Source organism: Lentibacter algarum (genome assembly GCF_040580765.1).
GTDB lineage: Bacteria > Pseudomonadota > Alphaproteobacteria > Rhodobacterales > Rhodobacteraceae > Lentibacter > Lentibacter algarum.
On the sequence record NZ_CP158687.1, the window covers coordinates 2,263,343 to 2,287,858 of the forward strand.

General features: G+C 52.5%; 26 protein-coding genes and 1 tRNA gene. 15 read left to right on the plus strand and 12 right to left on the minus strand.

From position 1 onward, the window contains the following. Positions 1–7: 7 nt before the first annotated feature. From DSM117340_RS11150 to DSM117340_RS11160, 3 genes are read right to left on the minus strand one after another with little or no spacing between them, the layout of a single operon-like run. Complete coding sequence (locus DSM117340_RS11150) at positions 8–682, minus strand: DUF1028 domain-containing protein (RefSeq protein ID WP_089894180.1); 675 nt, start codon at positions 680–682, stop codon at positions 8–10. Then, positions 679–1,095, minus strand: coding sequence for a RidA family protein (locus DSM117340_RS11155; RefSeq protein WP_089894183.1), 417 nt, complete (start codon positions 1,093–1,095; stop codon positions 679–681). The genes DSM117340_RS11150 and DSM117340_RS11155 overlap by 4 nt, the downstream gene beginning before the upstream one ends. Positions 1,096–1,123: 28 nt before the next feature. Next, the gene (locus tag DSM117340_RS11160) at positions 1,124–2,401 is read right to left on the minus strand and encodes an NAD(P)/FAD-dependent oxidoreductase (protein ID WP_089894185.1); all 1,278 of its coding nucleotides are present in this window, start codon (positions 2,399–2,401) and stop codon (positions 1,124–1,126) included. Positions 2,402–2,702: 301 nt separating this feature from the next. On the opposite strand from DSM117340_RS11160, the gene DSM117340_RS11165 reads away from it, so the two are divergent. The 7 genes from DSM117340_RS11165 (at position 2,703) to DSM117340_RS11195 (ending at position 10,247) form a co-directional block, all read left to right on the plus strand. Beyond that, a complete protein-coding gene (locus tag DSM117340_RS11165) occupies positions 2,703–3,794 on the plus strand; it encodes an ABC transporter ATP-binding protein (protein ID WP_089894188.1) in 1,092 nt (363 codons plus the stop codon). Next, positions 3,794–4,720: an ABC transporter permease gene (locus DSM117340_RS11170; RefSeq protein ID WP_089894191.1), complete on the plus strand. Its 927-nt coding sequence runs from the start codon at positions 3,794–3,796 to the stop codon at positions 4,718–4,720. Before DSM117340_RS11165 ends, DSM117340_RS11170 begins: the two co-directional genes overlap by 1 nt. Continuing rightward, a complete protein-coding gene (locus DSM117340_RS11175; protein ID WP_089894194.1) occupies positions 4,717–5,523 on the plus strand; it encodes an ABC transporter permease in 807 nt (268 codons plus the stop codon). Before DSM117340_RS11170 ends, DSM117340_RS11175 begins: the two co-directional genes overlap by 4 nt. 18 nt (positions 5,524–5,541) lie before the next feature. After that, positions 5,542–6,570, plus strand: a complete 1,029-nt coding sequence (locus DSM117340_RS11180; RefSeq protein WP_089894197.1) for an extracellular solute-binding protein — start codon at positions 5,542–5,544, stop codon at positions 6,568–6,570. A 148-nt stretch (positions 6,571–6,718) separates the two neighbouring features. Beyond that, the gene (locus DSM117340_RS11185; RefSeq protein ID WP_089894199.1) at positions 6,719–8,407 is read left to right on the plus strand and encodes an amidase; all 1,689 of its coding nucleotides are present in this window, start codon (positions 6,719–6,721) and stop codon (positions 8,405–8,407) included. Further along, positions 8,398–9,180: a carbon-nitrogen hydrolase family protein gene (locus DSM117340_RS11190; RefSeq protein WP_089894202.1), complete on the plus strand. Its 783-nt coding sequence runs from the start codon at positions 8,398–8,400 to the stop codon at positions 9,178–9,180. The genes DSM117340_RS11185 and DSM117340_RS11190 overlap by 10 nt, the downstream gene beginning before the upstream one ends. 788 nt (positions 9,181–9,968) lie before the next feature. After that, positions 9,969–10,247 (plus strand): hypothetical protein, encoded by a 279-nt coding sequence (locus DSM117340_RS11195; protein WP_062220182.1) that lies wholly within the window; start codon positions 9,969–9,971, stop codon positions 10,245–10,247. Between the two features lie 180 nt (positions 10,248–10,427). On the opposite strand, the gene DSM117340_RS11200 is transcribed toward DSM117340_RS11195, so the two are convergent. Next, on the minus strand, positions 10,428–10,850 hold the full coding sequence (locus tag DSM117340_RS11200; protein WP_354689617.1) for a hypothetical protein: 423 nt from the start codon (positions 10,848–10,850) through the stop codon (positions 10,428–10,430). Between the two features lie 535 nt (positions 10,851–11,385). Here DSM117340_RS11200 and DSM117340_RS11205 point away from each other — a divergent pair. Then, the gene (locus tag DSM117340_RS11205; protein WP_354689618.1) at positions 11,386–12,612 is read left to right on the plus strand and encodes a tyrosine-type recombinase/integrase; all 1,227 of its coding nucleotides are present in this window, start codon (positions 11,386–11,388) and stop codon (positions 12,610–12,612) included. Between the two features lie 30 nt (positions 12,613–12,642). Continuing rightward, a complete protein-coding gene (locus tag DSM117340_RS11210) occupies positions 12,643–12,942 on the plus strand; it encodes a hypothetical protein (protein WP_354689619.1) in 300 nt (99 codons plus the stop codon). A gap of 14 nt (positions 12,943–12,956) precedes the next feature. Here the strand turns inward: DSM117340_RS11210 and DSM117340_RS11215 are convergent, their stop codons facing one another. From DSM117340_RS11215 to DSM117340_RS11225, 3 genes are all read right to left on the minus strand, one after another. Further along, positions 12,957–16,010 carry an efflux RND transporter permease subunit gene (locus tag DSM117340_RS11215; protein ID WP_048599815.1) on the minus strand — a complete coding sequence of 1,018 codons (3,054 nt, stop codon included), beginning with the start codon at positions 16,008–16,010 and terminating at the stop codon, positions 12,957–12,959. 9 nt (positions 16,011–16,019) lie between these two features. Continuing rightward, on the minus strand, positions 16,020–17,066 hold the full coding sequence (locus DSM117340_RS11220) for an efflux RND transporter periplasmic adaptor subunit (protein ID WP_038003978.1): 1,047 nt from the start codon (positions 17,064–17,066) through the stop codon (positions 16,020–16,022). Positions 17,067–17,382: 316 nt separating this feature from the next. Then, positions 17,383–17,949 carry a tyrosine-type recombinase/integrase gene (locus DSM117340_RS11225; RefSeq protein ID WP_282058703.1) on the minus strand — a complete coding sequence of 189 codons (567 nt, stop codon included), beginning with the start codon at positions 17,947–17,949 and terminating at the stop codon, positions 17,383–17,385. 370 nt (positions 17,950–18,319) lie between these two features. On the opposite strand from DSM117340_RS11225, the gene DSM117340_RS11230 reads away from it, so the two are divergent. After that, entirely contained in the window at positions 18,320–18,811 is a 492-nt protein-coding gene (locus DSM117340_RS11230; protein WP_282058686.1) for a hypothetical protein, read from the plus strand. 672 nt (positions 18,812–19,483) lie between these two features. On the opposite strand, the gene DSM117340_RS11235 is transcribed toward DSM117340_RS11230, so the two are convergent. Both DSM117340_RS11235 and DSM117340_RS11240 read right to left on the minus strand, forming a co-directional pair. Next, complete coding sequence (locus DSM117340_RS11235; RefSeq protein WP_282058687.1) at positions 19,484–20,038, minus strand: hypothetical protein; 555 nt, start codon at positions 20,036–20,038, stop codon at positions 19,484–19,486. A 32-nt stretch (positions 20,039–20,070) separates the two neighbouring features. Then, on the minus strand, positions 20,071–20,355 hold the full coding sequence (locus tag DSM117340_RS11240) for a hypothetical protein (protein WP_354689620.1): 285 nt from the start codon (positions 20,353–20,355) through the stop codon (positions 20,071–20,073). Positions 20,356–20,659: 304 nt separating this feature from the next. Here DSM117340_RS11240 and DSM117340_RS11245 point away from each other — a divergent pair, with 304 nt between their 5' ends. The 3 genes from DSM117340_RS11245 to DSM117340_RS11255 all read left to right on the plus strand — a co-directional run bounded on the left by DSM117340_RS11245 (position 20,660) and on the right by DSM117340_RS11255 (position 21,521). After that, positions 20,660–20,899: a hypothetical protein gene (locus DSM117340_RS11245; RefSeq protein WP_354689621.1), complete on the plus strand. Its 240-nt coding sequence runs from the start codon at positions 20,660–20,662 to the stop codon at positions 20,897–20,899. Positions 20,900–20,921: 22 nt separating this feature from the next. Continuing rightward, positions 20,922–20,998, plus strand: a tRNA-Ile gene (locus DSM117340_RS11250). Positions 20,999–21,095: 97 nt separating this feature from the next. Further along, positions 21,096–21,521, plus strand: coding sequence for a BLUF domain-containing protein (locus tag DSM117340_RS11255; RefSeq protein ID WP_354689622.1), 426 nt, complete (start codon positions 21,096–21,098; stop codon positions 21,519–21,521). Between the two features lie 3 nt (positions 21,522–21,524). Here the strand turns inward: DSM117340_RS11255 and DSM117340_RS11260 are convergent, their stop codons facing one another. The 3 genes from DSM117340_RS11260 to DSM117340_RS11270 all read right to left on the minus strand — a co-directional run bounded on the left by DSM117340_RS11260 (position 21,525) and on the right by DSM117340_RS11270 (position 23,366). Next, entirely contained in the window at positions 21,525–21,857 is a 333-nt protein-coding gene (locus DSM117340_RS11260) for a DUF3768 domain-containing protein (RefSeq protein WP_354689623.1), read from the minus strand. Further along, positions 21,850–22,308 carry a hypothetical protein gene (locus tag DSM117340_RS11265; RefSeq protein ID WP_354689624.1) on the minus strand — a complete coding sequence of 153 codons (459 nt, stop codon included), beginning with the start codon at positions 22,306–22,308 and terminating at the stop codon, positions 21,850–21,852. Before DSM117340_RS11265 ends, DSM117340_RS11260 begins: the two co-directional genes overlap by 8 nt. A 416-nt stretch (positions 22,309–22,724) precedes the next feature. Continuing rightward, on the minus strand, positions 22,725–23,366 hold the full coding sequence (locus DSM117340_RS11270) for a hypothetical protein (protein WP_354689625.1): 642 nt from the start codon (positions 23,364–23,366) through the stop codon (positions 22,725–22,727). A gap of 270 nt (positions 23,367–23,636) precedes the next feature. On the opposite strand from DSM117340_RS11270, the gene DSM117340_RS11275 reads away from it, so the two are divergent. Both DSM117340_RS11275 and DSM117340_RS11280 read left to right on the plus strand, forming a co-directional pair. Beyond that, complete coding sequence (locus DSM117340_RS11275) at positions 23,637–23,963, plus strand: DUF6626 family protein (protein ID WP_354689626.1); 327 nt, start codon at positions 23,637–23,639, stop codon at positions 23,961–23,963. Positions 23,964–24,083: 120 nt separating this feature from the next. Beyond that, entirely contained in the window at positions 24,084–24,446 is a 363-nt protein-coding gene (locus DSM117340_RS11280; protein ID WP_354689627.1) for a hypothetical protein, read from the plus strand. Positions 24,447–24,516: the final 70 nt, after the last annotated feature.

Below are 24,516 nucleotides of genomic sequence, written 5' to 3' on the forward strand. Positions count from 1 at the left end.
TCCTTGATCATTCGTTGCCCGGCACGCCGTAAGATGGCGCTTGTCTCGGGTCGATTGCGCGCTGCACATAGGCGTCCAGCTGGGGCTTGTAGATGTCCCACAGGTTGGAAATTGCACTAATCGGGCAGTCGTCAGTCCAATCGCAGCGCAGATCTGCGACGGGCCATGCGACCTTGTCGACCAAAAGCATCCCCGCAGAATGCAGTGGACCCGCCTCGCCACCCGCGGCTAGACCTGCCTGCATCGCTGCAATCAAGCGGCCGCCGAGGTGGCCGGAGCTCGCAAGAAAGCCGTCAACAACCGCTTGCGGCACGCCGTCGCTGGCCAACATGTTGCCGCCTGATGCAACGTCTTTCCCTTGCGCCTGTGTCCAAATGCCGAGCGAGTTCGGACCAGAGTGGATTGCAGTGGCACCATGTTTATCAATCGCCAAAACCTGACGGTATTCGATGAATTTGCCGCGTTCACGAACACGCTCAATCGCTTCAGCAGCGCCCATCCCGTTTTGCATCAAATCGAGGGCGAGAGGTCCAAGTGTGGGGTCAGTCACGTTTTGAGACGCAACAGCACCGACTCCCGCACGCGCATAGGCGCAACGCGCCGCAACGGCGGGGGATGAAGACGATATGGCAAGACCAAACATGCCAGTGTCAGCGCAGCGGGCGATCAATGAAAATGTCATTCTGGAATCACCGCAGTGCCGTCAATTTCTACCAACCAGTCAGGTCGGGCTAACGCCTGAACGACCAAGCCTGTTGAAACAGGATGCACGCCTTTAATGTATTCGCCCATCGTCCGGTAAACCGCTTCACGGTGACGAACGTCAGTAATGTAGACGACAACTTTAACAAGGTGCTCCATCGTGCCACCCGCTTCCTCGATCAGTTGCTGGATGTTCTGCATGACCTTGTGGGTTTGTTCGACCGGATCATGGCTGGCGATGTTTTTGAAATCGTCAAGGTTTTGCGGACATTGCCCGCGCAGCCAAACAGTTTTACCTCCCTGCGTGACAACCGCTTGGCAAAGATCGTTATCAAGGCGTTGTTCGGGATAAGTGTCCGCAGTGTTAAACTTGCGGATGCGTGTATGCACCATGGGATGTCCTTATTTGTGTCTGAGGAGATTATTCTGCAGCAGCCTGCACAATGGCAGCCTCGCCTTGATAATCAGAATATGCACGCTGGATAGCAATCTGGTCGGCAACGAATTTGGCATCATGCCAGACGCCCCACAAGAACGTCGAGCCTCGGCGCGATTGCCACGGCAATCCGAGAAAATAGATGCCGGGCACTTTTGAGACACCTCGTTGGTGGATCGGGGCACCTTTCGCATCGAAGGCATCAGCCTTCAGCCAGCTAAAGTCCTGCTTGAAACCCGTCGCCCAAATGATTGTCGTGATACCTTCTTTGGCAAAGTCCAAGTTGTGGATAGGATCGGTCATGCAAGCAGGGTCTGGCCAAACCTGACGCGCCTCGGGTTCGAACGGCAAATCGAGACCCATCGCCGTCGCGTATGCGTCAGCTGCATCAAGCATTTCCATGTAGTTCGCATCACCAGCCGCGACGTTTTTGCCCAAATCGTCCGCAAAGGAGAGGCGACCATCGGAAAACTTTTCTGTGCGCCCAAGTAGGACTACGCCTTCACTGGCAAGGCGGCGAAAATCCATCGTGCGACCACCGTAAGCGCCACTCACTGAAATCGTGACATGTTCAGTGCCTGGCTTTTGCGCGGCCAAGTCCCACAACCCCAGAACGCCAAGCCACCATACAAAATCACGGCCGCGATACCTACGCGGCGGGCGGTCATGTGGGCCAACGGACAAGAACACTTTGCGCCCGGCGCGATTTAATTCATCGGCAATCTGTGCACCGGACGATCCCGCACCAACAACCATCACAGCACCCTCGGCAAGTTGATCAGGGTTGCGATATTGGGCGGAATGCATTTGCACGACGTGCGCATCCTGTGGAACAATTGGCGGGATGACGGGGTGCTGAAAAGCGCCTGTTGCGGCAACGATCCGCATGGCTTCTATCATGCCGTCTGATGTTTCAACACGAAAGCCCGCCCGATTTTTGAGAGGCGCTGCTGCCAATACCTCGACACCGGTGCGCACAGGGGCATTCACCATATCTGCATATTCTTCGATGTAGTCTGCGACGCGATCTTTGCTGACAAACTCGTCGGGCGCGTTGCCCTTAAACTCCAGATTGGGGAAGCGGTCGTGCCAAACGGGGCCATTCGTAACGAGAGCATCCCAGCGCGATGTCCGCCAAGCTTCGGCGATACGGTTTTTTTCCAACACGAGATACGGCACCCCCTGTTTGCCCAAATGTTCGCATAGCGCGATGCCAGCTTGGCCCGCCCCCACGACAAGTGTGTCTATCTTTTCAACTGACATCCGAGGCCCTCCAAAGCGGCGCAAAGGACAGTAAACACTGCCTGCTTGAGTGCAAAGTCGCGGTTTATGCTTGGCGTGAAAAGAATAGTCTACATTAGCCTTGATTAGGGTGGGGCTAAGATTTTTTGATTGAGCAAAGGATTTCCCTAAGCTGCCCTTCGCCAAATACGAGTTTTTGATAAGCGACACTCCCCCTACAGTCCCCTCAGCTAAAAGAAGTCAGTGGTCATCAATTCATCCACTCTGAACGCAGGGAATTGAGTTGCTAGCGCTGGGTCTTCGCAATTCAGGGGAGCCGCCGATGCTTGATTACGGTGAAATTGCCGTCGATGTACGCAGTGCTGTAAAGCGCTATGGCGACTTCACCGCACTACAAAAGATCTCGCTCAGCATTCAGGACAATGAATTCTTCACGCTCCTAGGGCCCTCTGGCTGCGGTAAAACTACGCTGTTGCGGATGATTGCTGGCTTTGAGGATGTGACTGAAGGCGGGATCATGTTGTTCGGGGACAAGATCGAAACTTTGCCACCGCACAAACGCCCAGTGAATACGGTCTTTCAAAACTATGCGCTGTTTCCGCATATGTCGGTTCTGGATAATGTCGGCTTTGGCCTCGAAATGCTCGGAAAATCGGTGCCTGAGGCCAGAAAACGTGCCGCTGAGATGCTTGAGTTGGTGCAGCTGTCCCAATTCGCGCAACGAAAGCCTGCGCAGCTTTCTGGCGGACAGCAGCAACGTGTTGCTTTGGCGCGTGCGCTTGCCCCCTCACCAAAGGTATTGCTTTTGGACGAGCCGTTATCTGCCCTTGATATGAAGTTGCGCAAAGCAATGCAGATCGAACTCAAACATATTCAACGAGAAACGGGCATTACATTTATCTTCGTAACACATGATCAGGAAGAAGCCCTGACCATGTCTGACAGGATCGCCGTCATGTCAGCGGGCGAGTTACAACAACTTGGCGCACCACGAGAAATCTATGAACATCCGCGCAATATGTTCGTAGCAGACTTTATTGGCGATACGAATCTGCTCGAGGTCTCCGTTGATAAAATTGTTGATGGACGCGCATATTGCCAACTTGGCGGAAACCACACGTTGACCTGCAATGCGGTGGACGATGTTGGTGTTGGTGCCAAAGTTCATCTTTCCGTCCGGCCAGAGCGTCTTGTTTTATCCGAACAGGCAACACAGGCCGAAAGCCTCAAGGGAACTGTCGTTGAAAACATCTTTATAGGGACCGATATTACCACGATCGTGAACCTTGATGACGGGCCTCAGTTCACGGTCAGGACCTCAAACTCTGACCGAGGCACCAAGCGACTGATCGAGCCGGGAAGCCCCGCGTTCGTCAACATGGAGACAGGTGCCGCGCGCCTGTTGGTTGACTAATGGCGGGCGGTGCAGAATCCGGCGGCTCGGTCGCAGCAAACACCTATGCAAAGGCGCGTCATTGGCTTCTCATGCCGTCTTGGTTCGTGCTGGGCTTTTTTGTGTTTGCGCCCGTCTGTGTCATGTTGGTCTATTCATTCTTAACCAAAGAATTTCGCGGTGGCGTGATCTGGGAGTTTTCGCTCGCGGCCTATGACCAGTTCTTTTTCGACCGCGGTCTTTTCGGAGACGCGGAACCAACCCTGCAATGGACATACATTAGCGTTTTCTGGCGCTCAATCTGGCAGGCTGGGCTTGCGACAATCTTGTCGCTTTTGATCGGCTTTCCAACCGCTTATTTTATCGCTACGCGGCCTGAAGGCTCGCGCGCGTTTTGGGTATTCCTCGTCACTATCCCTTATTGGGTAAACCTGCTGATCCGCACAGTTTCGATGAAATTTCTGCTGCGCGACGAAGGCCCTTTGAATGAACTCCTCATCAGCACTGGACTAATTAGCGATCCTTTGCACATCATTAACACTAACCTCGCTGTTCAACTTGGACTGTTTTACAGCTACCTTCCCTTTATGGTGCTGCCGATCTACGCGTCAATTGAGCGTTACAACTTCACGATGTCCGAAGCAGCCGCTGATCTTTACGCCACCAAATTGACGACCTTACGGCGCATCATATTGCCCGCTGTGAAGCCCGGTGTCATTGCGGGCTGTATCCTTGTGTTCGTCCCAAGCCTCGGCGCGTTTCTTGCGCCTGATCTTTTAGGTGGGGCAAAGAACTTCATGATCGGATCACTGATCGAAGAGCAATTCAAAGGGAACGCAGGCAACTGGCCGTTTGGCGCTGCCGCCTCGATGGTATTGTTGACGATGGTGATGGTGATCCTATTGATTTTTGCGCGCCAGCAACGCCGTGCGGAGGCCCAATCATGAGCGCGACTACTGACGTCAAAACGTATACCGGCTTTCGGTTCATGACCATTCTATGCTTGGTGATCCTCTATGCCCCGCTGGCTGTGGTGACTGTCTATTCCTTCAACGCGTCAAGCTCGATCACGGTTTGGGAGGGCATGTCACTCCGTTGGTATATTGATGTATTCGTTGGCCCCGAAAGCGCTAAGTTTAAACAAGCCGCTTTCAATTCTTTCTCTATTGCAATCATCGCAGCATCTTTGGCGACTGCGATCGCCACCGCTGCCGCGACGGCTATTATGCGCGGGGGAAGTTACAAATTGCGGGCCCCATCAATTGGCCTAATAACGCTGCCAATTATGGTACCCGAGATCGTGCTCGCGGTATCCACCCTTATTTTCTTTAATTCAATCGGCTTCACGCGCGGGTATTTGACCATCCTTGCAGCGCATACTGCGTTTTGCATCCCCTTTGCATATCTTCCCATTCAGGCGCGGATGCAGGGCATCGAAGATACCTATGAGCACGCAGCGATGGATCTTTACGCGACCAAAGCCAAGGCGTTCCGGCGTATCCTTCTGCCGTTGATGATGCCCGGTATCATCTCTGGATTTCTACTGGCGTTCATCGTCAGTCTTGACGACTTCATCATCACGAATTTCGTAAAAGGAGCGGGCATCGAAACCCTTCCTACCGCGATATTTGGCTCGGTGAAACAAGGGCTCAAGCCCAACATCATGGCGATTTCTACGATGCTTCTTGGCCTCTCAATCGTGATGGTAACGATTTCTCACTTTGTATCGAAGTGGGACAATACGAAATGACAATAGGGAGCTAAAAATATGAAACTGCTTACAACATCCGCCATGGCCTTGGCGCTTCTGGCAAATACAGCTACTGCTGACGGCGAGCTCGTGGTTTATCACTGGTTTGAGTATATGCCTGCTGAACTGCTGGAAAAGTTCGAGACTGAAACTGGCATCAACGTCACGATGGATACTTACGATTCCAATGAGGCAATGCTGGCGTCCCTTAAAGCAGGCGGCATGGGCACCTATGACGTCGCCGTTCCCGGCGATTATATGGTTAAGATCATGGCTGGCGAAGGCTTGCTCGATACCATCGCAGACGGTGAGTTGGCGAACAAAGGAAATATCGCGCCTGAATGGGCTGATCCTTCTTTTGATCCGGGTCGCGCGCATTCAATTCCATACCAGTGGGGATCGACAGCATTTGCAGTTGATACCGCCACATATACTGGCGACATCAACACAACCGATTTGCTGTTTAACCCACCTGCGGAACTGTCTGGCAAGATCAACATGCTCGACAGCCAAGGCGAAGTGATGGCACTCGCGTCTTTGCACATGGGTATTCCGCAATGTTCTTCGGACCGCGACCAACTCCAAGCCCTCAATGATATGCTTCAGGCAGCCAAAACACATTGGGCGTCTTTCAACTCTGACACGTCCCGCGAAGTGTTGGTGTCCGGCGATGTCACCGTTGGCATGATCTATGACGGCTTTGCCGCCAAGGCCCGCGCAGAACGCGACACCATCAAATACGCCTTCCCGATGCAGGGTTACGTCGTGTGGATGGACAACGTTGTTCTACTGAAAGACGCGCCAAACCGCGCCAACGCCCTCATCTTCATGGACTTTTTGCTTCAGCCAGAAAATATCGCAGCGGTATCGAACTACGCCCGTTATGGTTTGGGTGTGACGAGAGCCACTGAATTCCTTGACCCAGAGCTTGCGACAGCACCAGAGGCGAACCCACCAGCAACCGCTGGTAAGGGCGCGTTCATTGAGGTTTGCGATCAAGAAACTCAAGCCGTCTACGACCAAATCTGGACGAACTTGAAAAACTAAGCCAACTTAGGCTTCAGTGGCGGCGGTCCCTTTCTCGGGGTCGCCGCTTTTCCTTCGACGGAGGATAATTAGGATTGACCTTTTCCAAACGATACAAACAGCGGAATTCGAAAACCGCGTTGTTTATCGCGCCGCTTAGTGGCGCATTATGAACGTCGTTGAGGCCACGATTGCAGACCTTCGCAGCGCCCTTGAGAACGGTGAGATCACCAGCGCCGGTCTCGTGAGTGCATACCTGGACCGTATTGAAAAATATGACCGCAGCGGCCCCTGTCTGAATGCCGTACCCGTGTTAAACCCTGAAGCAATGACCGAGGCCAAGGAGTCTGACGTGCGCAGGAAACGCGGCAAAATCCGTGGGCTGCTCGATGGCATCCCCTACACCGCCAAGAACAGTTATAAGGTAAAAGGGCTGACGGTCGCCGCCGGTTCGCCTGCTTTTGCGAACCTGATCTCAACCGATGACGCATTTGCGATTGCACAATTGCGCAAGGCTGGCGCGATCATGTTGGGGCTTACCAATATGCCCCCCATGGCAAATGGCGGCATGCAACGCGGTCTCTATGGACGTGCGGAATCGCCGTATAACGCCGACTATCTGACAGCCGCCTTCGCCTCGGGGTCGTCGAACGGGTCTGGCACCGCAACGGCCGCCAGCTTTGCCGCCTTCGGTTTGGGAGAGGAAACGTGGTCAAGTGGTCGTGCGCCCGCGTCCAACAACGCACTGTGCGCCTATACCCCCAGCCGTGGGGTGATTTCTGTGCGCGGCAACTGGCCGCTGGTCCCCACCATGGATGTTGTCGTGCCGCAGACGCGCTGCATGGCAGACATGTTGGAAGTCTTGGATATTGTGGTCAAAGATGACCCTGATCCACGTGGCGATTTTTGGCGCTCCCAGCCGTGGGTGACCCTGCCGTGCGCGTCGCAAGTCCGCCCTGCGTCATACCGCGCCTTGGCTGACACCTCCCTGCGCGGCAAACGGTTCGGCGTGCCCGCAATGTATATCAACAAAGACGCAGATGCAGGCACCTCCAAGGCCACTGGAATTGGAGGTCCGACGGGCCAAAAAATTGAAACGCGCGCATCCATCATAACGCTGTGGAATGTGGCTCGTCAGGCTCTTGAAAAGGCGGGGGCCGAGGTCGTCACAGTCGAGTTTCCAGTGGTTTCCAACTATGAGGGCGACCGGAAAAATGCGCCAACTATCGGGACGCGTGGCATCCTCCCCAAAGACTACCTCCGTCACGAAATCACCGATCTTTCGGTCTGGGCTTGGGACGATTTCCTGAAAACCAACGGCGATTCGAACTTGCCATGTTTGGCCGAAGTTGACGGGACCAAAATCTTTCCGTCGCCAGATGGGAGCTTACCCGATCGTTATACGGGTTTTGAGGATGATATCGCAGACTACCCCGCACTTGCCCGTGCCAACCCACGCGATAGCTTTTTAGACATCCCGACACTGGCAAGCGGCTTGCGCGGGCTCGAAGAATCGCGGCGCATCGACCTTGAGAATTGGATGGATGATCTCGGCCTTGATGCGGTCATTTTCCCCGCTGTTGCGGACGTCGCGCCTGCTGACGCAGATATCAACCCCGTCTCTGCCGACCTTGCGTGGCGCAACGGTGTATGGGTCGCAAATGGCAACCTCGCGATCCGCCATCTAGGCATTCCAACCGTCACCGTCCCAATGGGGCTGATGCACGACATCCACATGCCAGTCGGGCTCACCTTTGCTGGGCGCGCGTATTCTGACAGCGCCCTGTTAGCACTGGCCTGCGCATTTGAAGCAACAGGCCCCTACCGAACCCAACCCCCGAGGACATCATGCGCATAGCAATCTATCAAATGAACTCCGTTGACCGCAGCATTGCGGAAAACACAGCATTGTTCGACCAGATCTGCGCCAATGCAAAGGCGGGCGGAGCGGATCTGATTATCTTCCCGGAAATGGCCCTCACTGGATATAACATTGGCGCAGACCGAATTAAGCAACTGGCACAGTCACGAAATGGCGCAATGGTGCAAGGCTTGAAAATTATGGCAGCACGTCATGACATCGGCGTGCTTTGCGGTTTTCCTGAAGCGGACGGCGAGCAGGTGTTCAACGCTGCCGCCTTCATCGACGCCACAGGCGCCGTGCTTTCGATTTGCCGCAAAGCGCATCTGTTCGGCGACGTGGATCGCGCGGCGTTTAGTGCGGCTGACACCCTTTGCCCACTGGTGCAGTTTGGCGATTGGTCCTTCGGGCTTGCCATTTGCTATGATGTCGAGTTTCCCGAATTGGTCCGTGCCTATGCACTGGCGGGTGCGGACGCTGTTCTAGTCCCCACTGCGAATATGCTGCCCTACATCGGGGTCGCGACACGGGTCGTGCCTGCCCGCGCCGAGGAAAACGAAATCTATGTCGCTTATGCCAACCGCGTTGGTGTCGAGGGCACGTTTGAATACTGCGGGCTTTCCTGCATCGCGGGGCCAAACGGGATCGATTTGGCGCGCGCTGGGGGCAACGAGGAGTTGATCTTCGCGGATATTTCCAAGGAGCACCTTTCGCAGGTGCGCAAATCACTCTCCCACCTCAATGATCGGCGCGAGGATTTGTATCCTTGAGAGCGCGTTGCCGACGGTGAACAATACGAAGCGCCTGCCGCCAAGCCAACGAAGCACCAAAACTTTGGGCGCATAACGACAGCAAGACTAATTGGAAGCGGCCCTTGAGAGGTCACTTATGAACGGCAGCTTCGTCCGCACTTCGGCCATAAACAATAGTCCGAGTGAACGTCCACTTCATTTAGTCCGTGTCCAGGCTTGCGTCTTTTTGAATGTTGAACAGTGTGTTAGAATTAAACTCTTAAGACTACCGTGTCCAACACAGCGTTTCCGCCCTACCCTCAAAAAGACACCAAAAACACACTCGCACGCACACCAAAAATATTGCCACGCAAGCCATTGATAATAAATGTCTAAATTACACCACCTCCATTGAAAATCCTCGTGTCGGTGGTTCGATTCCGCCCCTGGGCACCATTTTTACCAACAAAAACAATGACTTAGCCGAGCGCAATGCGCGCTTAAGTTGTGTAATTCAAAAACACACCTTAAACACACTTTTTGCCGTGTTGCTGACTATTTTTACTCTGGATTCGCTGTGTTGAACACAGTGTAGGCTGATGCTGTGTTGCGAACACTGTGTTGGCAGAGTTTTGGGCGAACATGGTTCGGGACACAGAGAAACAATTCATAGGCAACGACTGGGCCGCAGCGTCATAACCGTATTTCTACGATTTGACGCAATCATCACATCTCAATATGATATGTGTGTACTCATAATTGGTAATGACTTTGGCGTGTTTTAAATTCTTTTTTGATGTGCCAACAAAATTTGGAACTATAGAACCATGATAATTGACCAGATAGTCTCCCTACGCGTGATGCTTGACGAGATGGAACAAGATATTGGTCTCGACAAACTCTCTCCTCCCGAAAAAAGCATATACCTTGCTGCTCAAGCCGCAAAATCCAAAGACGGCCTTGTTCAAACGAGAGATATTTTAGAGCATCAGCTAACGCGGCAAATATCGCGCCCAACATTTTTCAGATGCCTAAAAGCCATTTTAGATCATGGATTACTCAAACATTCAGACCGCAAGAAGAGAGGCGAGTTTAAAGTCCTGTAAAGTACCGCGCCTGCCATCGACTGCTTATGAAGACTTTGCGCCATGCTGACGTATTGCTTTGTTGAACGCTATTAACAACATCAGCAAGAAGAACAATCCAGACACGTCTCCGATGAAGAACCCAAGCATAAGGGTGATCCATGTTGCGTCCAATTGGGATCCGTACCAGATAGCGTGACCTTAGCCATTGCCAATTGAAGCGACCGCCCCTGCAATAATGATTAGCAGCCAATGGGAGCGAAGTTGGCTATCGCTGTGACTAGACCAGGTGCGAAACACCAAGCAAACCGCCAGAAAGCTTGCGCAAATAGATATGAGAGCTGAATAAATGCCCTGCTCACTCTCAAGAAACACCCTCAGATACCCCCAAGTCACAAGATGTCCTGGAAGCAGATAAAGTATTGCTCGCCATCCATAGAGATAGACAGCAAGAACACGCACCCCGTGAGGCAAAAACAACAAACTAATGCTCATGGGCAACCAGTCAAAAAACTGCGCCTGTATTGGCATCAAAGCTCCAAAAGTCACAACAAACAGAATAACATAAGCAATAGTAACAATAATTGTGGCTTGAGCTTCGGCGATAAAAGTCAGTCGAGACATATAGCCTATCCTCAAGAAATTCATGTGTGTCCCACACCAACACAGCTATCCTAGCCTAGGCTTGATTGAGCAAGGGACAGATCAACAGCCCGCTTATGTCCAGTTTAGCGTTGACCCTTTGAGGGCGCTGGTTTTTTTAGCCTTAGCGCACACCCACGTCCACTTTACCGATTTGGAGCTCTTCGCATAACGCCAAGAGGCTTAATTTTAGCGACCACAGGGTTTTTGCCTTCATAGGCTCAAACAACGCGCTCGACTGCATCAGCTTGCTTTGGGGCTGAGCTGATGTGAGTAAAGCTACCGTGATCAGTATTTATAGTGATTTCAAATCTCGGATAGCGGCGAGTTAACGTCATCATAATTTCCTGTTGGTTCATTTTATTATTTTGAAGTGCAATAAAATAACAATAGCTTGAAGATGCGAGTTTTAATCCGAGACTAAATTGCACGATCGAAGCTTTCTCACACCCTCAAACACACACTTTCGTAGACTTGTTGGTGCGCCCTGCCGTAGTGTTGTGGTGAGGAGCATGACATGCGGCAGCTGCGTGATGATACACATCTGATACTGGACGGCGAGGTGCGGGTGTATCGGCGTGAGCGCAGCAAGCGCTGGCAGGCAGCCTTTGTAATTGATGGGCACACCATCCGCATCAGCACGGGCAAGCGTGACTTAGCTGAGGCCAAGGAATATGCCCGCGACACGTTTTTGGAATACAAGTTCCGCCACAAAAACGATCTGCCTGTTGTGACCAAGAAGTTCTCTGATGTTGCTAAGCTGGCCATTGCCGACATGCGCAAGCAATTGGATGCGAGTTTAGGGCGTAAAGTGTTTGCTGATTACATCGTGTGTGTTGAGCGCTACCTCATCCCCTTCTTCGGTGCACAGTATGTGACCACCATTGATTATGAGAAGGTGCAACAGTTCTACGAGTGGCGGCGTGCTAAGATGGGGCGTGAGCCTAAGGCCTCAACGCTGAATACCCATAACTCAGCCATGAACCGTGTGTTTGAAGAAGCGGTCGCGCGGGGCTTTATCGCGCATAAGAATGTGCCACTGCTGGTAAACCGCGGCGAGAAGAGCGAACGACGTCCAGACTTTACCCGCGAAGAATACGCCACGCTCATCCCCAAGCTGCCCAGCTGGATCGATGCAGGCAAGGCAGGCAAACCCACAGACATGCGCCACCTTATGCGGGACTATGTGTTGATAATGGCCAATACAGGCATGCGGCACGGCACAGAGGCGCTGAACCTACGCTGGAAGCATGTGACGCTGTTTGAGGAAAAGGATCTGCAGTATTTGGAGATGAGCGTGACGGGTAAGACTGGTCGCAGGGACATCATCTGCCGCAGTGGCACGATTAACTATCTTAAGCGCATACACGAACGCAGTGAAGACATAAGCCACATCCCCTTTGAAGACCTGCTCAAGCAGCGTGTCGATCTGCCCGTGTTCAGATTGCCCGATGGAACCGTATCCAAAAACATCCACCAGACGTTCCGTAAGTTCCTTACGGATACAGGGCTGATTACATGCCCGCGTACAGGGCAGAACAGAACGCTCTACAGTCTACGCCACACCTATGCGACCTTTGCCCTACTCAACGACGGGATGGATATCCACGCACTCGCTGTGCAGATGGGCACATCAATCGGCATGATTGAGCGGCACTACAGTCATCTGACGCCACGGCTCAAGAAGGACATGCTGACTGGTAAGCGGTATGAGTTGTCGCGGGATGAGTTTGAAGATCGCTAAAGTGAGTACGACTGATAAGCATCAACGCAAATGGCGGAAAGGAGCCGTTCGCTGCGCGTTGCACCGATGGCTGCTAAGCGGGACAAAGCGCTCTTTCGCTGCAGGTACGCCAATGGCCGTTTTCGGAATAACACCTTCGGCGAACAGGCCACAGCTGTCGTATCTGTAGTCCACAAAAAAACGATGGCTCCCTTGCATGATTACAAGTTTGTCTTTTCCGGCCGTTCGGTGCGCAAAAGCTGGCTTTCGCCGTTGGCACCGCTCATGCCGCCGGGTCATGAAATGAAACATAAACCTGCCGCCGACCACGCAAACTCCCGCTTGCTCTGAACCACCGGACCCGTTCACGCAACCATTTTTGCGGAATTGTCTACGGGCCCCTTTGATCGCTTAAAGAACACGTAATACAGCACCGGTGCGGCAACCATCGTCAGCAGGGATGCGAAGGCTAGTCCGCCCATAATGGTTGCGGCCATGGACTGGAAAAAAGCATCCCAAAGAAGCGGCAACATGCCGAGGATCGTCGTTGCCGCCGCAAGAAACACCGGCCGCAAGCGCGATGTCGAAGCGGTTACAATGGCGTCTTCCAGTGGCATGTCGGGGTCGGCCTTTCGTGTGAGGTCGATCTCTTCGACCAGCACGATCCCATTTTTGATCAACATGCCGGACAGCGACAAGAGGCCAAGAAGCGCGGTGAAGGTGAATGGCAAACCAGTGCCCAACAGTGCAAGGCTAACCCCGTTGACCGACATTGGCACCAATAGCCAGATGATAAGCGGCTGACGCAGAGCGTTGAACAGAAGAACGGTGATGAGCACCATAATGATAATGCTCATCGGGAGCTGGGAGCCGAGAGAGGCCTGCGCATCAGTTGAGCTTTCGTATTCGCCCCCCCATTCCATCGTATACCCATCCGGAATGGACATATCTTCAATGGTGGCGCGCACTTCGGCCAGAACTCCGGCTGCCGTCAGGTTGCGGGGGATATCGGCACCAACAGTGATGACATTCGCGCGGTCACGGCGAAATACCAACGTATCCTGCGGCTCGAACCTGAACCCGTCGATCGCCTGCGCCATCGGCACCAAAGTATCGTTGCTTTCGGAATAGATGACGTGGTCCATCAGCGACAGGCCCGCATCCGGCGCGGTGCGCAGAATGATCGGGATTTGGCGGTCGCCCTCACGAAACACGCCAGCCGCGGTGCCTTCGGTGGCGAACTGCAAGATGCTGGTGATGTCGGAGCGTGAAATGCCGGACTCCTGAGCACGGTCTCCGGCATAGATCGGGCGCAGCACCAGTTCTTTTTCACGCCAGTCATAACGGGGGGATATAATGTTGGGGGACGCGGCACTCAGCCGCTCAACGGCTTCGTCCGCCAGATCACGCAGGACCGCCGGATCAGCGCCGGAAAACCGCACTTCGATCGGGGCACCGCCACCGGGGCCGAATGCCAGACGTTTGACGCGGAATTCACCCTGCGGAACTGCTTCCACTGCAAAGGCCTCCAGCTCGTCCATTTCGGACTGGATCACGTCCAGCGTGGTGACGCGGACGATCAGGTGGCCATAGCTGGGGTTGGGGTCTTCGCTGTCGTAAGTCAGCATGAAACGCGACGCGCCCATACCGGAATAGGACGTCACGGCGATCACGTCGTCGCGTTCAACCAGCCAATTCTCCAGCGTTTGCATGTCGCTGGACGTCTGATCGATGCCGGCGCCTTGGGGCAGTTTATAGTTCACGAAATAGAGCGGCGTGTTGCTGTCAGGAAAGAACTGCTGCTTGATTTGGCCAAACATGGCATAACAAACCACCGTCGTGCCGATAAGTCCGACAAGAACCAGCCAGCGCAGTTTGAGGCTGGCACGCAGCAGACTGGCATAGCCGCGGAAGATGGCACCATCGTAGCCGCCGCTCGCGCCCTTTTCACCTTGGCGGAAAAAGTAGTGGCCCAGCAGCGGGGTAACGGTGATTGCCAGAACCCACGACGACATCAGCGAAATGGCAATGACGGCAAATAAAGAGAACAGGAATTCGCCCGTCGCATCGGGACTCAGGCCGATCCCGGCAAAGGCCATGATGCCGATGACCGTGGCCCCGAGAAGTGGGATTTGCGTCTTGCTGGCTGCCTCGGTCGAGGCTTCACGGGATGTCTGGCCGCGCTGCATATTGATCTGCATGCCTTCTGCGACGACGATGGCGTTATCCACCAGCATCCCCATCGCGATGATCAACGCGCCAAGCGAGATGCGTTCCATTTCAATGGAGCCAAGCGCCATGAAGAACAAAGTGCCGACGACGGTGAGTAATAGTGTTACCCCGACAACCACAGCCGCCCGCCAACCCATGAAAACGGCGAGCACGATGATCACGATGGCTACCGACATGGCGAGGTTCACAAGAAAGGAGTTCGAGGCTTCCTCGACGACGACGTGTTGTTGGTAGATGGGTTCGATCGTAATACCGACGGGGATGGATTGTTTTAGCAGTTCCAGTCTTGCGTCGACGGCATGGCCAACTTCGACGATGTTTTCTGTCGAAAGGCCCGCAACGCCAAGACTGAACGCTTCAACTCCATTGTGGCGGAGAATCAGATCGGGGTTGTCTTCGCGTCCACGGTAAACATCTGCGAAATCTGACAGGTTCACGATCTGCCCGCCAACACCAACGGAAAGCGCCGCAATGGCTGAAACACTGTCAGACCCGTCAGGGCGTTGAATAAGTGTGCGGCCTTCGGCGTCCTGAATAGACCCGCCTTCGACAATTTCATCGGCGTTGGCCAGCGCGGCCTGCATCATGGCAGGCGGAATGCCTAGCGATGTGGACAGCGCCAGATCGGGCTCAACATAGATGCGTTCGTTTGGTGCGCCGGAAATCACCGCATCGGCGACGCCCTCAACCGAGAGCACCTCTCGCCGTAAGAAATCAGCCAGATTATTGATTTCACGATCACTGAAGCCGGGCGCGGTGATCGCATAGTAGAGTCCATAAACATCGCCGAAACTGTCATTGACATAGGGCGCGGTTGCCCCGCTTGGTAACGCGGCCTCACTGACCCGATTGCGAAGTTTTGTCCAAATACTTGGCAGCTCGCTGCCGTCGTAATGATCTTCCATCTCCACGGTGATCCACGACAGCGCCGGTTGGTTCATGGTTTCGATCAGCTTGACCTCACCCATCTTTTGAATGGCTGATTCAATAGGCTCGGACACTTCCGTCGCGACTTCTTCTGCAGAGGCGCCGGGATATTGTGTGACAACAATAGCCACTTTGATCGTAAACGCAGGGTCTTCGAGCCGCCCGAGCGATGAGAACCCCCAGATGCCACCCAACAGACACATCAGGATTACGATCCAAGTGTAGATCGGATTAACAATAGAGAAACGAGCAACATCCATGATCGGCCCTTAGCCCCCGAAACCGGTGAAACGGCGTACGTCTTGGCCATCGACAAGTGTAGATGCGCCAACGGCGACAATCTCTTGCCCGACCTCTAGTCCGGACAGGATTTCGACCTCACCACTCTCGGTGGCAGCAATCTCAACGGGCGTATGTGTGACTGTGCCCTCGATGCCGCCCGTCGGAATGAACACCATAACGCTGGTGCTACCGTCATTGCCGATGACAATCGCGGACGCCGGAACGAGTATCGGGGCATCGTCGGCGAACAAGCTAGCCGTGACCTTGACTGACGATCCGGGCCAGACGGTCAAATCATTCTTTGGCGCCATGCCAAGCGTGATTGAATAGGTTTGGCCGACCGCAGCCGTTTCTGCGTTCACTTCCTTTACCGCGAGGGGGTACCGGTTCGGATTACCCGTAAACTCGGCGTAAATCTCGATGTTTGGGTCGCGGCCCGCTTGTTGAAACAAGGTCTCGGGCACTTCGATTTCGATCCGCAGATCGGACATGTCATGCAACCGCACAACCGGCATTCCGGCGCTCGTGGTTGAAAAATTCGGCACCAGACGTGAAGCGACCAGTGCCTCGAAAGGCGCGTGCAAGGTGGCTTGTTCCAGCGCGCGTTCAGCATTGCGCATCGCAACGCTGGCTAGTTCGACTTGCGTTTCGGCGTCCTGAACTGCGGTCTGGCTCACGGCGCTGCCTTCCAGTTGGCGATACCGGTCCAATGTGCGATTGGCCTGATCGCTATTAAGGCGGGCCTCTTCCAGGGCCAGCTCGAACGGGACAAGATCAAGGCTGGCAACCAAACCGCCTTTGGGCACATCAGCGCCTTCATCCACCGGGAAATCAATGATTTGCCCCGAAACCTGAAAGGCCAAATCCACGGTTTCCCGTGCGACGACATGGCCGAAGAAAGTACGGCTGAGACCAGACCCCGAGGCTTCAACGGTTTCAATTTTCACAATGGATGTCTGCGCTTCGCTTTGATGTGGCAACGCCAAGACAAAAGCGGTCGCAATACCTTGCACCACCAGCTTCAACCGTTTCATTTTGACCCTTTCATACCGCAACAGATGACTGGGCTTGGTTCCCGAGTTCAAAAACTAAACTAATCAGTTCAATCCAGCTCAGCAACCATGGATTTGGGCTTTGGGGATAAAGCCGTGTCATTTAGGCCATATGCCTTTTGATCCGCGTGGCTCGGCGACTTCTTTGGTTCTGTTTCGGGTGCAACGCGTTGGGACAACCGTCTGATCACAATTCTATCAAAACAGTCGTTTGTCCTTGAGGCAGCATCGGTCAAAATGGGCTCCTAGCTGCCATCCGCTGCGCAGTCTACGAAGGTCTGCTAAGGGCCGAAAGCGCCTACAGCAGCTCCACAGCCTCGCTAAGCTGCTCAGAATTCACATCGATATATCTCTGGGTAGTGCTTATGTGACTATGCCCCGCCAGCTCTGCTAACAAGCGCACCCCCACGCCTTTGTTGGCCAACCTCGTGATGTAAGTGCGTCTTCCCGAATGGCTTGAAGCATCCTTGAGACCCACAGCTTTGTAAATGTCCAAGAACAGCTGACACATGGTGTTGGCTGAGAAGTGCCCACCCTTTTGGCTCTCAAACAGCGGGCGCTGAGGATCGCCCAAGTATTTAATCGCGCCATAGTCTCCAAGTGCCTTCCGCAAGCGCTGGTTGAGATACACAGTGCGTGTATGCCCGCCTTTGCTCTGTGCTGCGCTCAGTATGAACTGCTCACGCACGTTGCCTGCTTCATCAAACACATTGCCAACTGTGAGCGCTGCGATCTCCTTGGCCCTCAGCCCTGCGTAGAAGCTGGTGAGTATGATCGTCTCATCACGCACAGGATGACGCCTGCTGCGGCAATACTGTATAACCCTGCGCAGCTGCGCCTCGTTCAATGTCTGTGCTTGGCGCATGTGCTGATCCCCTCAAAACATAAGCTTTTGTGTGCTTTGAGTATAAAGTCTGAGGTATTGGTCTTCCTACCGGAAAGACGCCTTAGATGAAGTCCATATTTTACAATGACTTAAGCAATAATCTCATCTAATGTATGTTCTATGAGGTTTTGAGCTGTGAGGTTCAGCTCAGGCAAAACTGCGCAGTTAATGGCTATTGCGCTCACGCTAAGGGCTCAACACCTGCATTGCACCCAGCTTAGCGCGGTCAGTATTACAACATATTGCACAGCCTCAGATCCCGTTAGAATTGAATCCAACCCAAACTGAGCAGTATAATTGGGTATAAACGGCGATTTTATCCCGACTGTTCAAACTTACGGAGCCATGCTTGAACGACATTACAACATACCTAAGCCCACTTGTTGCTGAGCTAGCTGGTAGCGCTGCCCCCCTACCCCCAGACACTAAGCCCGAGATCGCCAAGCTGAACAAACTTAAACAGTTGCTCTATGCGCAATTGGGGCGTGAGAGCCGTTACAACATGCACATCATGCAAGACCACGCACTAGATGAGCCAGTGCGTGTCTTGGAATTAGAAACTGATGTGCTGACCTTTATACACAAGCAGCCCTTACCCGTGTCGGTGTTGTTTGAGTGTGAGGTTGATGAGCAGTATCTGTGGCGCATTGCGTCCCGCTATCCAGCCTTCCAAAAAAAGCTATTGGAGTTCAAAACCAAACATCAACTGTTGGAAGAAGCGTATCGCCACATCAAAGTGGCCAAGCTCAAGGCCATATGTGAAGACCCCCTGGGTGATGTTGCGTATGTGCAGGCTTTGATTGGACTGCTGGAATTGGCGCTGAGTGAGGTTCATGGCTGAGATCAAGCAGTCGCGTGAGGTACTATGCTACTCAAACCCTCATACCACAAAAAATTAAGCTATTGATATTAATGTGTAATAAGGCAAACACTGTGTTTGGATTTAGTATGTTTGGCAAAAATGGCAAACACAGTGTTTGCAACATGTATGTTTGACGCAGTAAATCGAAACACTGTGTTTGAATTGCGTTCGCACAGCTTGCCCAATGAACAGTGCTCACTTTGCAATGAGCGGATTTGCTGTGTTTGGGCCGGAATGATCCGTGACTGGCGGGTGATTTGGTTGTGACGCAAAGCTCAGTCATACGTTCATTGGGTGGTTCAAGCGGATCTAGTCGCGTGATTTAGCATGCCCAGCGACGGATTACGGCTGACCTTGGCTGCTCTATACACTCAGCGGTAAAAATTGGGGCATTGATTTTATTGAATAATAAGCCAAACACGCTGTTTGGAAACGCCATGTTTGAGTTTTTAGTCAAACACGCTGTTTGCAACAGGAGTGTTTGGGTATTTGCAAATAAACGCCGTGTTAACACCGTAAGTTCAAACAGCGTGTTTGACCTGAACATTGCTGTCTCACGCCCCTCAGTGCTGACTTTTTGTAGGGCAGATTTGCTGTGTTTGTGTTGGGATGGATTACAGAGGTCAGGAATAATTTGACCCTTATAAGCACCTAGGCATCGTTGACTGTGGTCAGCAGTCTGGCAAATCTGAACCCATACATCAGAATGAGAAAGCAGACGAAGAAACCAGCCATGTCACCAATAACGTAACCGGAAGCAATTGAGAGGTTTAACTCGTGCGCATGCAGCGCAGTCATCCCAACGCTATTAAACAATGAACTAAACAAAGCTATTATGCCAAAGTATTTCCAATTCGGAATCCCACGTTTCGTGGCAAGATCAGGAAATGCTGCTTTCGCAAACAAAAAGCCTAACAAGCATGCCAAGATGTTACCCAACGGCGACCATAGGTCCAGAGTAATGCCTGCCTGGGCACTCACCACCATCATCAAATATGCTGCGGGCAACATATAAATAGCTGCCCTCCACCCAAAAAACCAAAAAGACAGCACCCTTATGCCATGAGGCAAGAACAATAAACTTACCTCTAGAATGACGTTATTCAAAAGCATCTGCTGGAGCGGAGAAACAAAGCCGAGCACGAGTGAATACGCCGTAATGTAAGCAACGCTCACGATCAGAAAGTTCTGAATATGCTCTTTCAAATATATTGCGCCCTGCTCTGCGTTTATGCGCTTTAGCCTACGAGAGTGTATAGGCCGCGCTTCTTGCCACCTTTAGCAATTTTGCCCAAGCTCTCAAGATTTTTCAGCGCCCGAAACAGCGAGGGGCGAGAGTAAACGTTGTTCAAAGGGTGCTGCAAAATGTCCTTTGTGCTTACCAGATGTGCGTCACCGGCTAAATCAGCGACAGAGCTCAGAACAGACTTCTCGATAGCTCCGATATCTCTGATCCCAAACTCAGCTTCCATATCGGCAAGCATGATCTGCATTTTTGCGATATTCTTAAGAAGTGAACTCATAACAGGTTTCGTCTCCATGTGTTGGTTTGTTGTTAGTGAAATAAGTCTTAACATAATTCCATATCGGGTTGTAAAGTATAGAATAAGTATACTATTGAGACCCCATTCATGAGTTACCCCAACTTTCCTGTCGATATTATCAAGTGCTTTAGGCTGGGCTATCCAACAGGATGCTTGGCCTTTTTTATGACCAGTAGCCTGTCATAAAAAGGTTATTGCCTCACTCTATGATCAAATCCACTAGCACTTGCACAGAGTCGCTGCGTTTCTAAATTAGTGCTGTCTGAAGAAAGGAGTAAGTCACATGTCTGATCAAGATGAATTCCAAAGTATCATCGCGCGTGTTTCAAATGCAGGCGATCCTGTACATGAGTTGCGCAGCTTGGTTGTTGCTTCAGGTGGGCATTGGTCAGATGTCGTTGACAACGCCCTTTTTGAAATCAACTTCCTTGGCGTCGCAGGCTTGGGCTATGGAGCAGCAGACGCTGTAGAACACTGGGTCCAGAACGCACAGCGCTCAAACGCGGTCGACACTGCAGCTTAGGCGTTTTAACTAGGGCATGCGTGGGCCTGTAGCTCAACTGGTTAGAGCAGAGCGCTCATAACGCTTTGGTTGCGGGTTCAAGTCCTGCCGGGCCTACCACGCCAAAACATTGGTTTGCTTGCTACGCCCACAAGAGCTATAAATTATTGAGTTGACCTAAGGTCAGCATGAGGCATCAAACTACTGACAGACTGAGATGATACGTTCTATTCTTTACCAAAGCACTGCACAAACTGAGTTTCCGAGCAATGTAGACCACGACATCCTTGAGGCAGCGTGGCGGCATAACACAGAAATGGGCGTAACTGGGTATCTGCTGCGCACACGAAGTAAGTACTTTCAGCTGTTGGAAGGGGCGGATGACGTGCTGGAGGATCTCCTTGCTATAATAGGCAAAGACAACCGCCACACAGAAATGCAAATACTGAGTGACAACACATCTAGCCAACGTTGCTTTACTGATTGGGCCATGGGTTATCACCTCGTGACAGAGAATGAACGGGATGAATTTGATGGCTGGCTCAAAGACGGAGATGAGTTCAGCATTAGCATGATCGCTTATATGCAGTTGATGGCCACAGAGCGCCAAGCAAGATCGCCCATGCAATCTAAAGCAAAATAGGCTTCAATACTCCTCAGCCAGCATGATGGTGAGGACACGGGTGGTTACATTTGTATCTGTTGAATCAGGCGAGTGCATTTGCAGGTCTAGATCGTAGGTATCGATCTTCCAAAAGAACGTGTTACCTGAGAGTTTGACAGCCCCAAAGTCGTGCTCCGCATATGGGTCGTTGTCGGCGGTAAAGGCATCGAAGTCCTCTACGGCAATCAGCAGCTCTGCCACTGTGAGTGGATCGCAAGACAACACGCCTTGAGTGAGTATCCAGCGACAATGATCAAGACGCTGCCGCGCTCGATCATTAAGTGCTGCTATTTTAGCTGTGTTTGCGTCAGGCATTTGCTGCTGCCTTGGCCGCCCCCGGTTTGATGCGTGGTTGTCGCTCGGCCACTCGGGTGATGGCTGTATCTAATTCCCCTGCAGCTACCGCATTGAGGAATGCATCAAGAACACCAGCCACCTCATCCAATGACTTCACAAACACCGCGTTGTTGGTGCCATCTGCTGCGATCACACGTGCCCCATAACGACACTGCACATACCAGCCACCGTCTTGCTCAAAGAACCACGGGCGCACACGGCGATGCGTTTTGATCAGCTGTGCTTCTCTAAACTCATCTTTGATCCACTTGTGTCGTTCAACGCGGTGATCTTGCTTTTTAAGTGCTGCCGTATGAACCAGCTTTTGTTCTTTGAGCCCTGCTATGAGTTTGTCACGTCGTGCTATGATGGGATCGCGCTTGGTGCTGCGATCAACTGTTTTGAATGTAAGCTTTGCGAGATGTGTCATGTGCGCTCCTAGCTGTTTGGTTACAGCTGAAGCGTATGTTCAGACTTAATGCAGAGCTACCAAAAATACGCTCAAGATACTGATTTTATGTGATAATATGATATTATGGGGTAATGCACAGATAAGTGCAGCATTGGTCACATATGTTCGCGCTTAGTGATTGGTGTAAAAAAGCAGCGCACACGCACCGCCCCTACGCCCACAAAAAAAGCGTCTAACGGTTTGCTCCGCTGACGCTGTCTTTCTGTTAAGTCTCTGTCTGTTTGATCAAGTTCGTTTGAGCCTCTGTTGATGTTCTGTGTTCTTTTGAACCTTCGTTAGTTCGAACACTTGCTCGTGAACAAGGATGTGCCAAGACCTGCGTCTTTGGCATCTGTGTTGTTCAAACTGCTCAGGTGTTTGTTGCGCGAAGGGGCTTAGCCACGCTCCATCATCTGCAAATCACCGCTTGCCTCATATTGTGCCTGTTGTGCGTGTAATGCCTGTTGTGCCTGCTGTAGCCAGAGTGGGCTGGCTGCCCTTGAAATGCGATGTGCTTGTTGTTGGGTGTAGTGCTCATTCAATGCGTGCTGTGGCTGCGGATTTGAATGCTCTGCATTCCAACTGAGGTTGTCTGAGATTGTGTCACTGCCCATGCGCCAGTATTCGTGCGTGACATAGCTTGTCACAGCTGCACGGTCTTTTACGGGCATGATCCAGTTTTTAACGAGTGGCGCTGTTTGTGTGTGATGCTGCGCCCAGATTGCATTGAGCAAACAGCACATGTGTTCTGTGTCCTGCAGTGGGCTTGGCATTACGAAGTGAACATGGAAGTTCTCATAATCCGCGCCCTCATGTGCAAAGCACCAGCGTGGCACGCGCATGTTCTGACGCTCAGCGGCTTTGCCATAGATCACGCGATCCACTTTGTTCCAGTAGCTGCGCAGGAGTTTGTTGGCGCTCGCTCTGCCAATGGTTCTGCCGTTCACGAACTTGAGCGTGCCAAACACATTCCAGTCTTGCGCCAGCAGATACTGCACCAATGCCTGTCGTTCTTGTTTGCGCTGCTCAAATCCCATGTGGTTCTCCGCATGTATTTATCAACGAAGAAGGAAAAGGCGGTAGAAACGGCAGTGTTGTGTCCCAAAAACAGGCACACACAATTGTGTTGGAACCACTGTGTTGTCGGTTTGTGGTTGCAACATAGTGGTTGCAACACAGTGTCGTAAGAAGTTTCCACAACACAGCTTCTGGCTTGTGTGCTGAGCGACACTATCCGCCCTCGAGTTTGCTCCAACACAACTGTGTTTTGATAAATACTTGCGAGGCCATAACACTGGGAGAATTGGATGAGCATAAGACTATTAGAACACATGCGCGATGAATTGATCGCAACGGGCATTGTACAGAACACACCAGAGTTCTGTCACAGTTGGCTCGGACGAAGTGAGGGGTACATCCGCGTGCTGCGCTATCACAACACGGAACCCAGTGTAGAAACCCTGAGCATTTGTGCAAGCAAGCTTGGGTATTATGCAGCGCGATTGGCGGCAAGTGATCAGCAAGATCATCAAGCGTGGAGTGAGCGTTTGGCAAACCTTAAGGCACTTTGTGACAGGGCCATCGCGCAGCAGTCCGAGGCAGTGTGGCGTGCGCCGGAACGGATGGCAGTATGAGCAATCATCCGAAACGGGTTCTGCAGCCCCAAAAATCTACGCTGCGGTTTTTTATAGGGAAGTACTTATGCTTTTGGGGTGGCCTTTTGCGTACCCCACTCCCCTCAACTGGAGGCCCACATGACTGACCGCGAGGAACTGCGCCGACTGATAGATGTGATTGAGAAGGCTTCAGCTAGCGTTCAGCTGGATCAAGCCATTGAAGACATTAAGATTTTTGCCAACACCACAAGCTTCTTGGCCAACAAGCTAGAGACGCGTCTCAAGGGTGGCGACGTAAAGGGCAAAAAGCAGCCAAAGTCACGTATGGGAAAGGCTATTGCAGCTCCGCCTGCTCCAAAGCCAAATGCGGCAAACCCACAACAGGCTGCGCCAGACGCTGCAGGTGGCGGCATGCCCTCAGCCCTATCAACTGCAACATCACAGGCCGACTACGACAGGCTCAAGCCGCAAGGCGCGCAGGGACCAATATCTGGCAACTGAGTATTGTGGCGTCACACAGCGTCTGTGCGCGGGCTGTAGGCGGTGACCACGTTGGGTCGGCGCTCAGTGT

Bases quoted from the DNA above. Each gene is read 5' to 3' on its own strand.
- DSM117340_RS11150 (WP_089894180.1), bottom strand. From the start codon at position 682: ATGACATTTTCATTGATCGCCCGCTGCGCTGACACTGGCATGTTTGGT.
- DSM117340_RS11155 (WP_089894183.1), bottom strand. From the start codon at position 1,095: ATGGTGCATACACGCATCCGCAAGTTTAACACTGCGGACACTTATCCC.
- DSM117340_RS11160 (WP_089894185.1), bottom strand. From the start codon at position 2,401: ATGTCAGTTGAAAAGATAGACACACTTGTCGTGGGGGCGGGCCAAGCT.
- DSM117340_RS11165 (WP_089894188.1), top strand. From the start codon at position 2,703: ATGCTTGATTACGGTGAAATTGCCGTCGATGTACGCAGTGCTGTAAAG.
- DSM117340_RS11170 (WP_089894191.1), top strand. From the start codon at position 3,794: ATGGCGGGCGGTGCAGAATCCGGCGGCTCGGTCGCAGCAAACACCTAT.
- DSM117340_RS11175 (WP_089894194.1), top strand. From the start codon at position 4,717: ATGAGCGCGACTACTGACGTCAAAACGTATACCGGCTTTCGGTTCATG.
- DSM117340_RS11180 (WP_089894197.1), top strand. From the start codon at position 5,542: ATGAAACTGCTTACAACATCCGCCATGGCCTTGGCGCTTCTGGCAAAT.
- DSM117340_RS11185 (WP_089894199.1), top strand. From the start codon at position 6,719: ATGAACGTCGTTGAGGCCACGATTGCAGACCTTCGCAGCGCCCTTGAG.
- DSM117340_RS11190 (WP_089894202.1), top strand. From the start codon at position 8,398: ATGCGCATAGCAATCTATCAAATGAACTCCGTTGACCGCAGCATTGCG.
- DSM117340_RS11195 (WP_062220182.1), top strand. From the start codon at position 9,969: ATGATAATTGACCAGATAGTCTCCCTACGCGTGATGCTTGACGAGATG.
- DSM117340_RS11200 (WP_354689617.1), bottom strand. From the start codon at position 10,850: ATGTCTCGACTGACTTTTATCGCCGAAGCTCAAGCCACAATTATTGTT.
- DSM117340_RS11205 (WP_354689618.1), top strand. From the start codon at position 11,386: ATGCGGCAGCTGCGTGATGATACACATCTGATACTGGACGGCGAGGTG.
- DSM117340_RS11210 (WP_354689619.1), top strand. From the start codon at position 12,643: ATGGCGGAAAGGAGCCGTTCGCTGCGCGTTGCACCGATGGCTGCTAAG.
- DSM117340_RS11215 (WP_048599815.1), bottom strand. From the start codon at position 16,010: ATGGATGTTGCTCGTTTCTCTATTGTTAATCCGATCTACACTTGGATC.
- DSM117340_RS11220 (WP_038003978.1), bottom strand. From the start codon at position 17,066: ATGAAACGGTTGAAGCTGGTGGTGCAAGGTATTGCGACCGCTTTTGTC.
- DSM117340_RS11225 (WP_282058703.1), bottom strand. From the start codon at position 17,949: ATGCGCCAAGCACAGACATTGAACGAGGCGCAGCTGCGCAGGGTTATA.
- DSM117340_RS11240 (WP_354689620.1), bottom strand. From the start codon at position 20,355: ATGAGTTCACTTCTTAAGAATATCGCAAAAATGCAGATCATGCTTGCC.
- DSM117340_RS11245 (WP_354689621.1), top strand. From the start codon at position 20,660: ATGTCTGATCAAGATGAATTCCAAAGTATCATCGCGCGTGTTTCAAAT.
- DSM117340_RS11255 (WP_354689622.1), top strand. From the start codon at position 21,096: ATGATACGTTCTATTCTTTACCAAAGCACTGCACAAACTGAGTTTCCG.
- DSM117340_RS11260 (WP_354689623.1), bottom strand. From the start codon at position 21,857: ATGCCTGACGCAAACACAGCTAAAATAGCAGCACTTAATGATCGAGCG.
- DSM117340_RS11265 (WP_354689624.1), bottom strand. From the start codon at position 22,308: ATGACACATCTCGCAAAGCTTACATTCAAAACAGTTGATCGCAGCACC.
- DSM117340_RS11270 (WP_354689625.1), bottom strand. From the start codon at position 23,366: ATGGGATTTGAGCAGCGCAAACAAGAACGACAGGCATTGGTGCAGTAT.
- DSM117340_RS11275 (WP_354689626.1), top strand. From the start codon at position 23,637: ATGAGCATAAGACTATTAGAACACATGCGCGATGAATTGATCGCAACG.
- DSM117340_RS11280 (WP_354689627.1), top strand. From the start codon at position 24,084: ATGACTGACCGCGAGGAACTGCGCCGACTGATAGATGTGATTGAGAAG.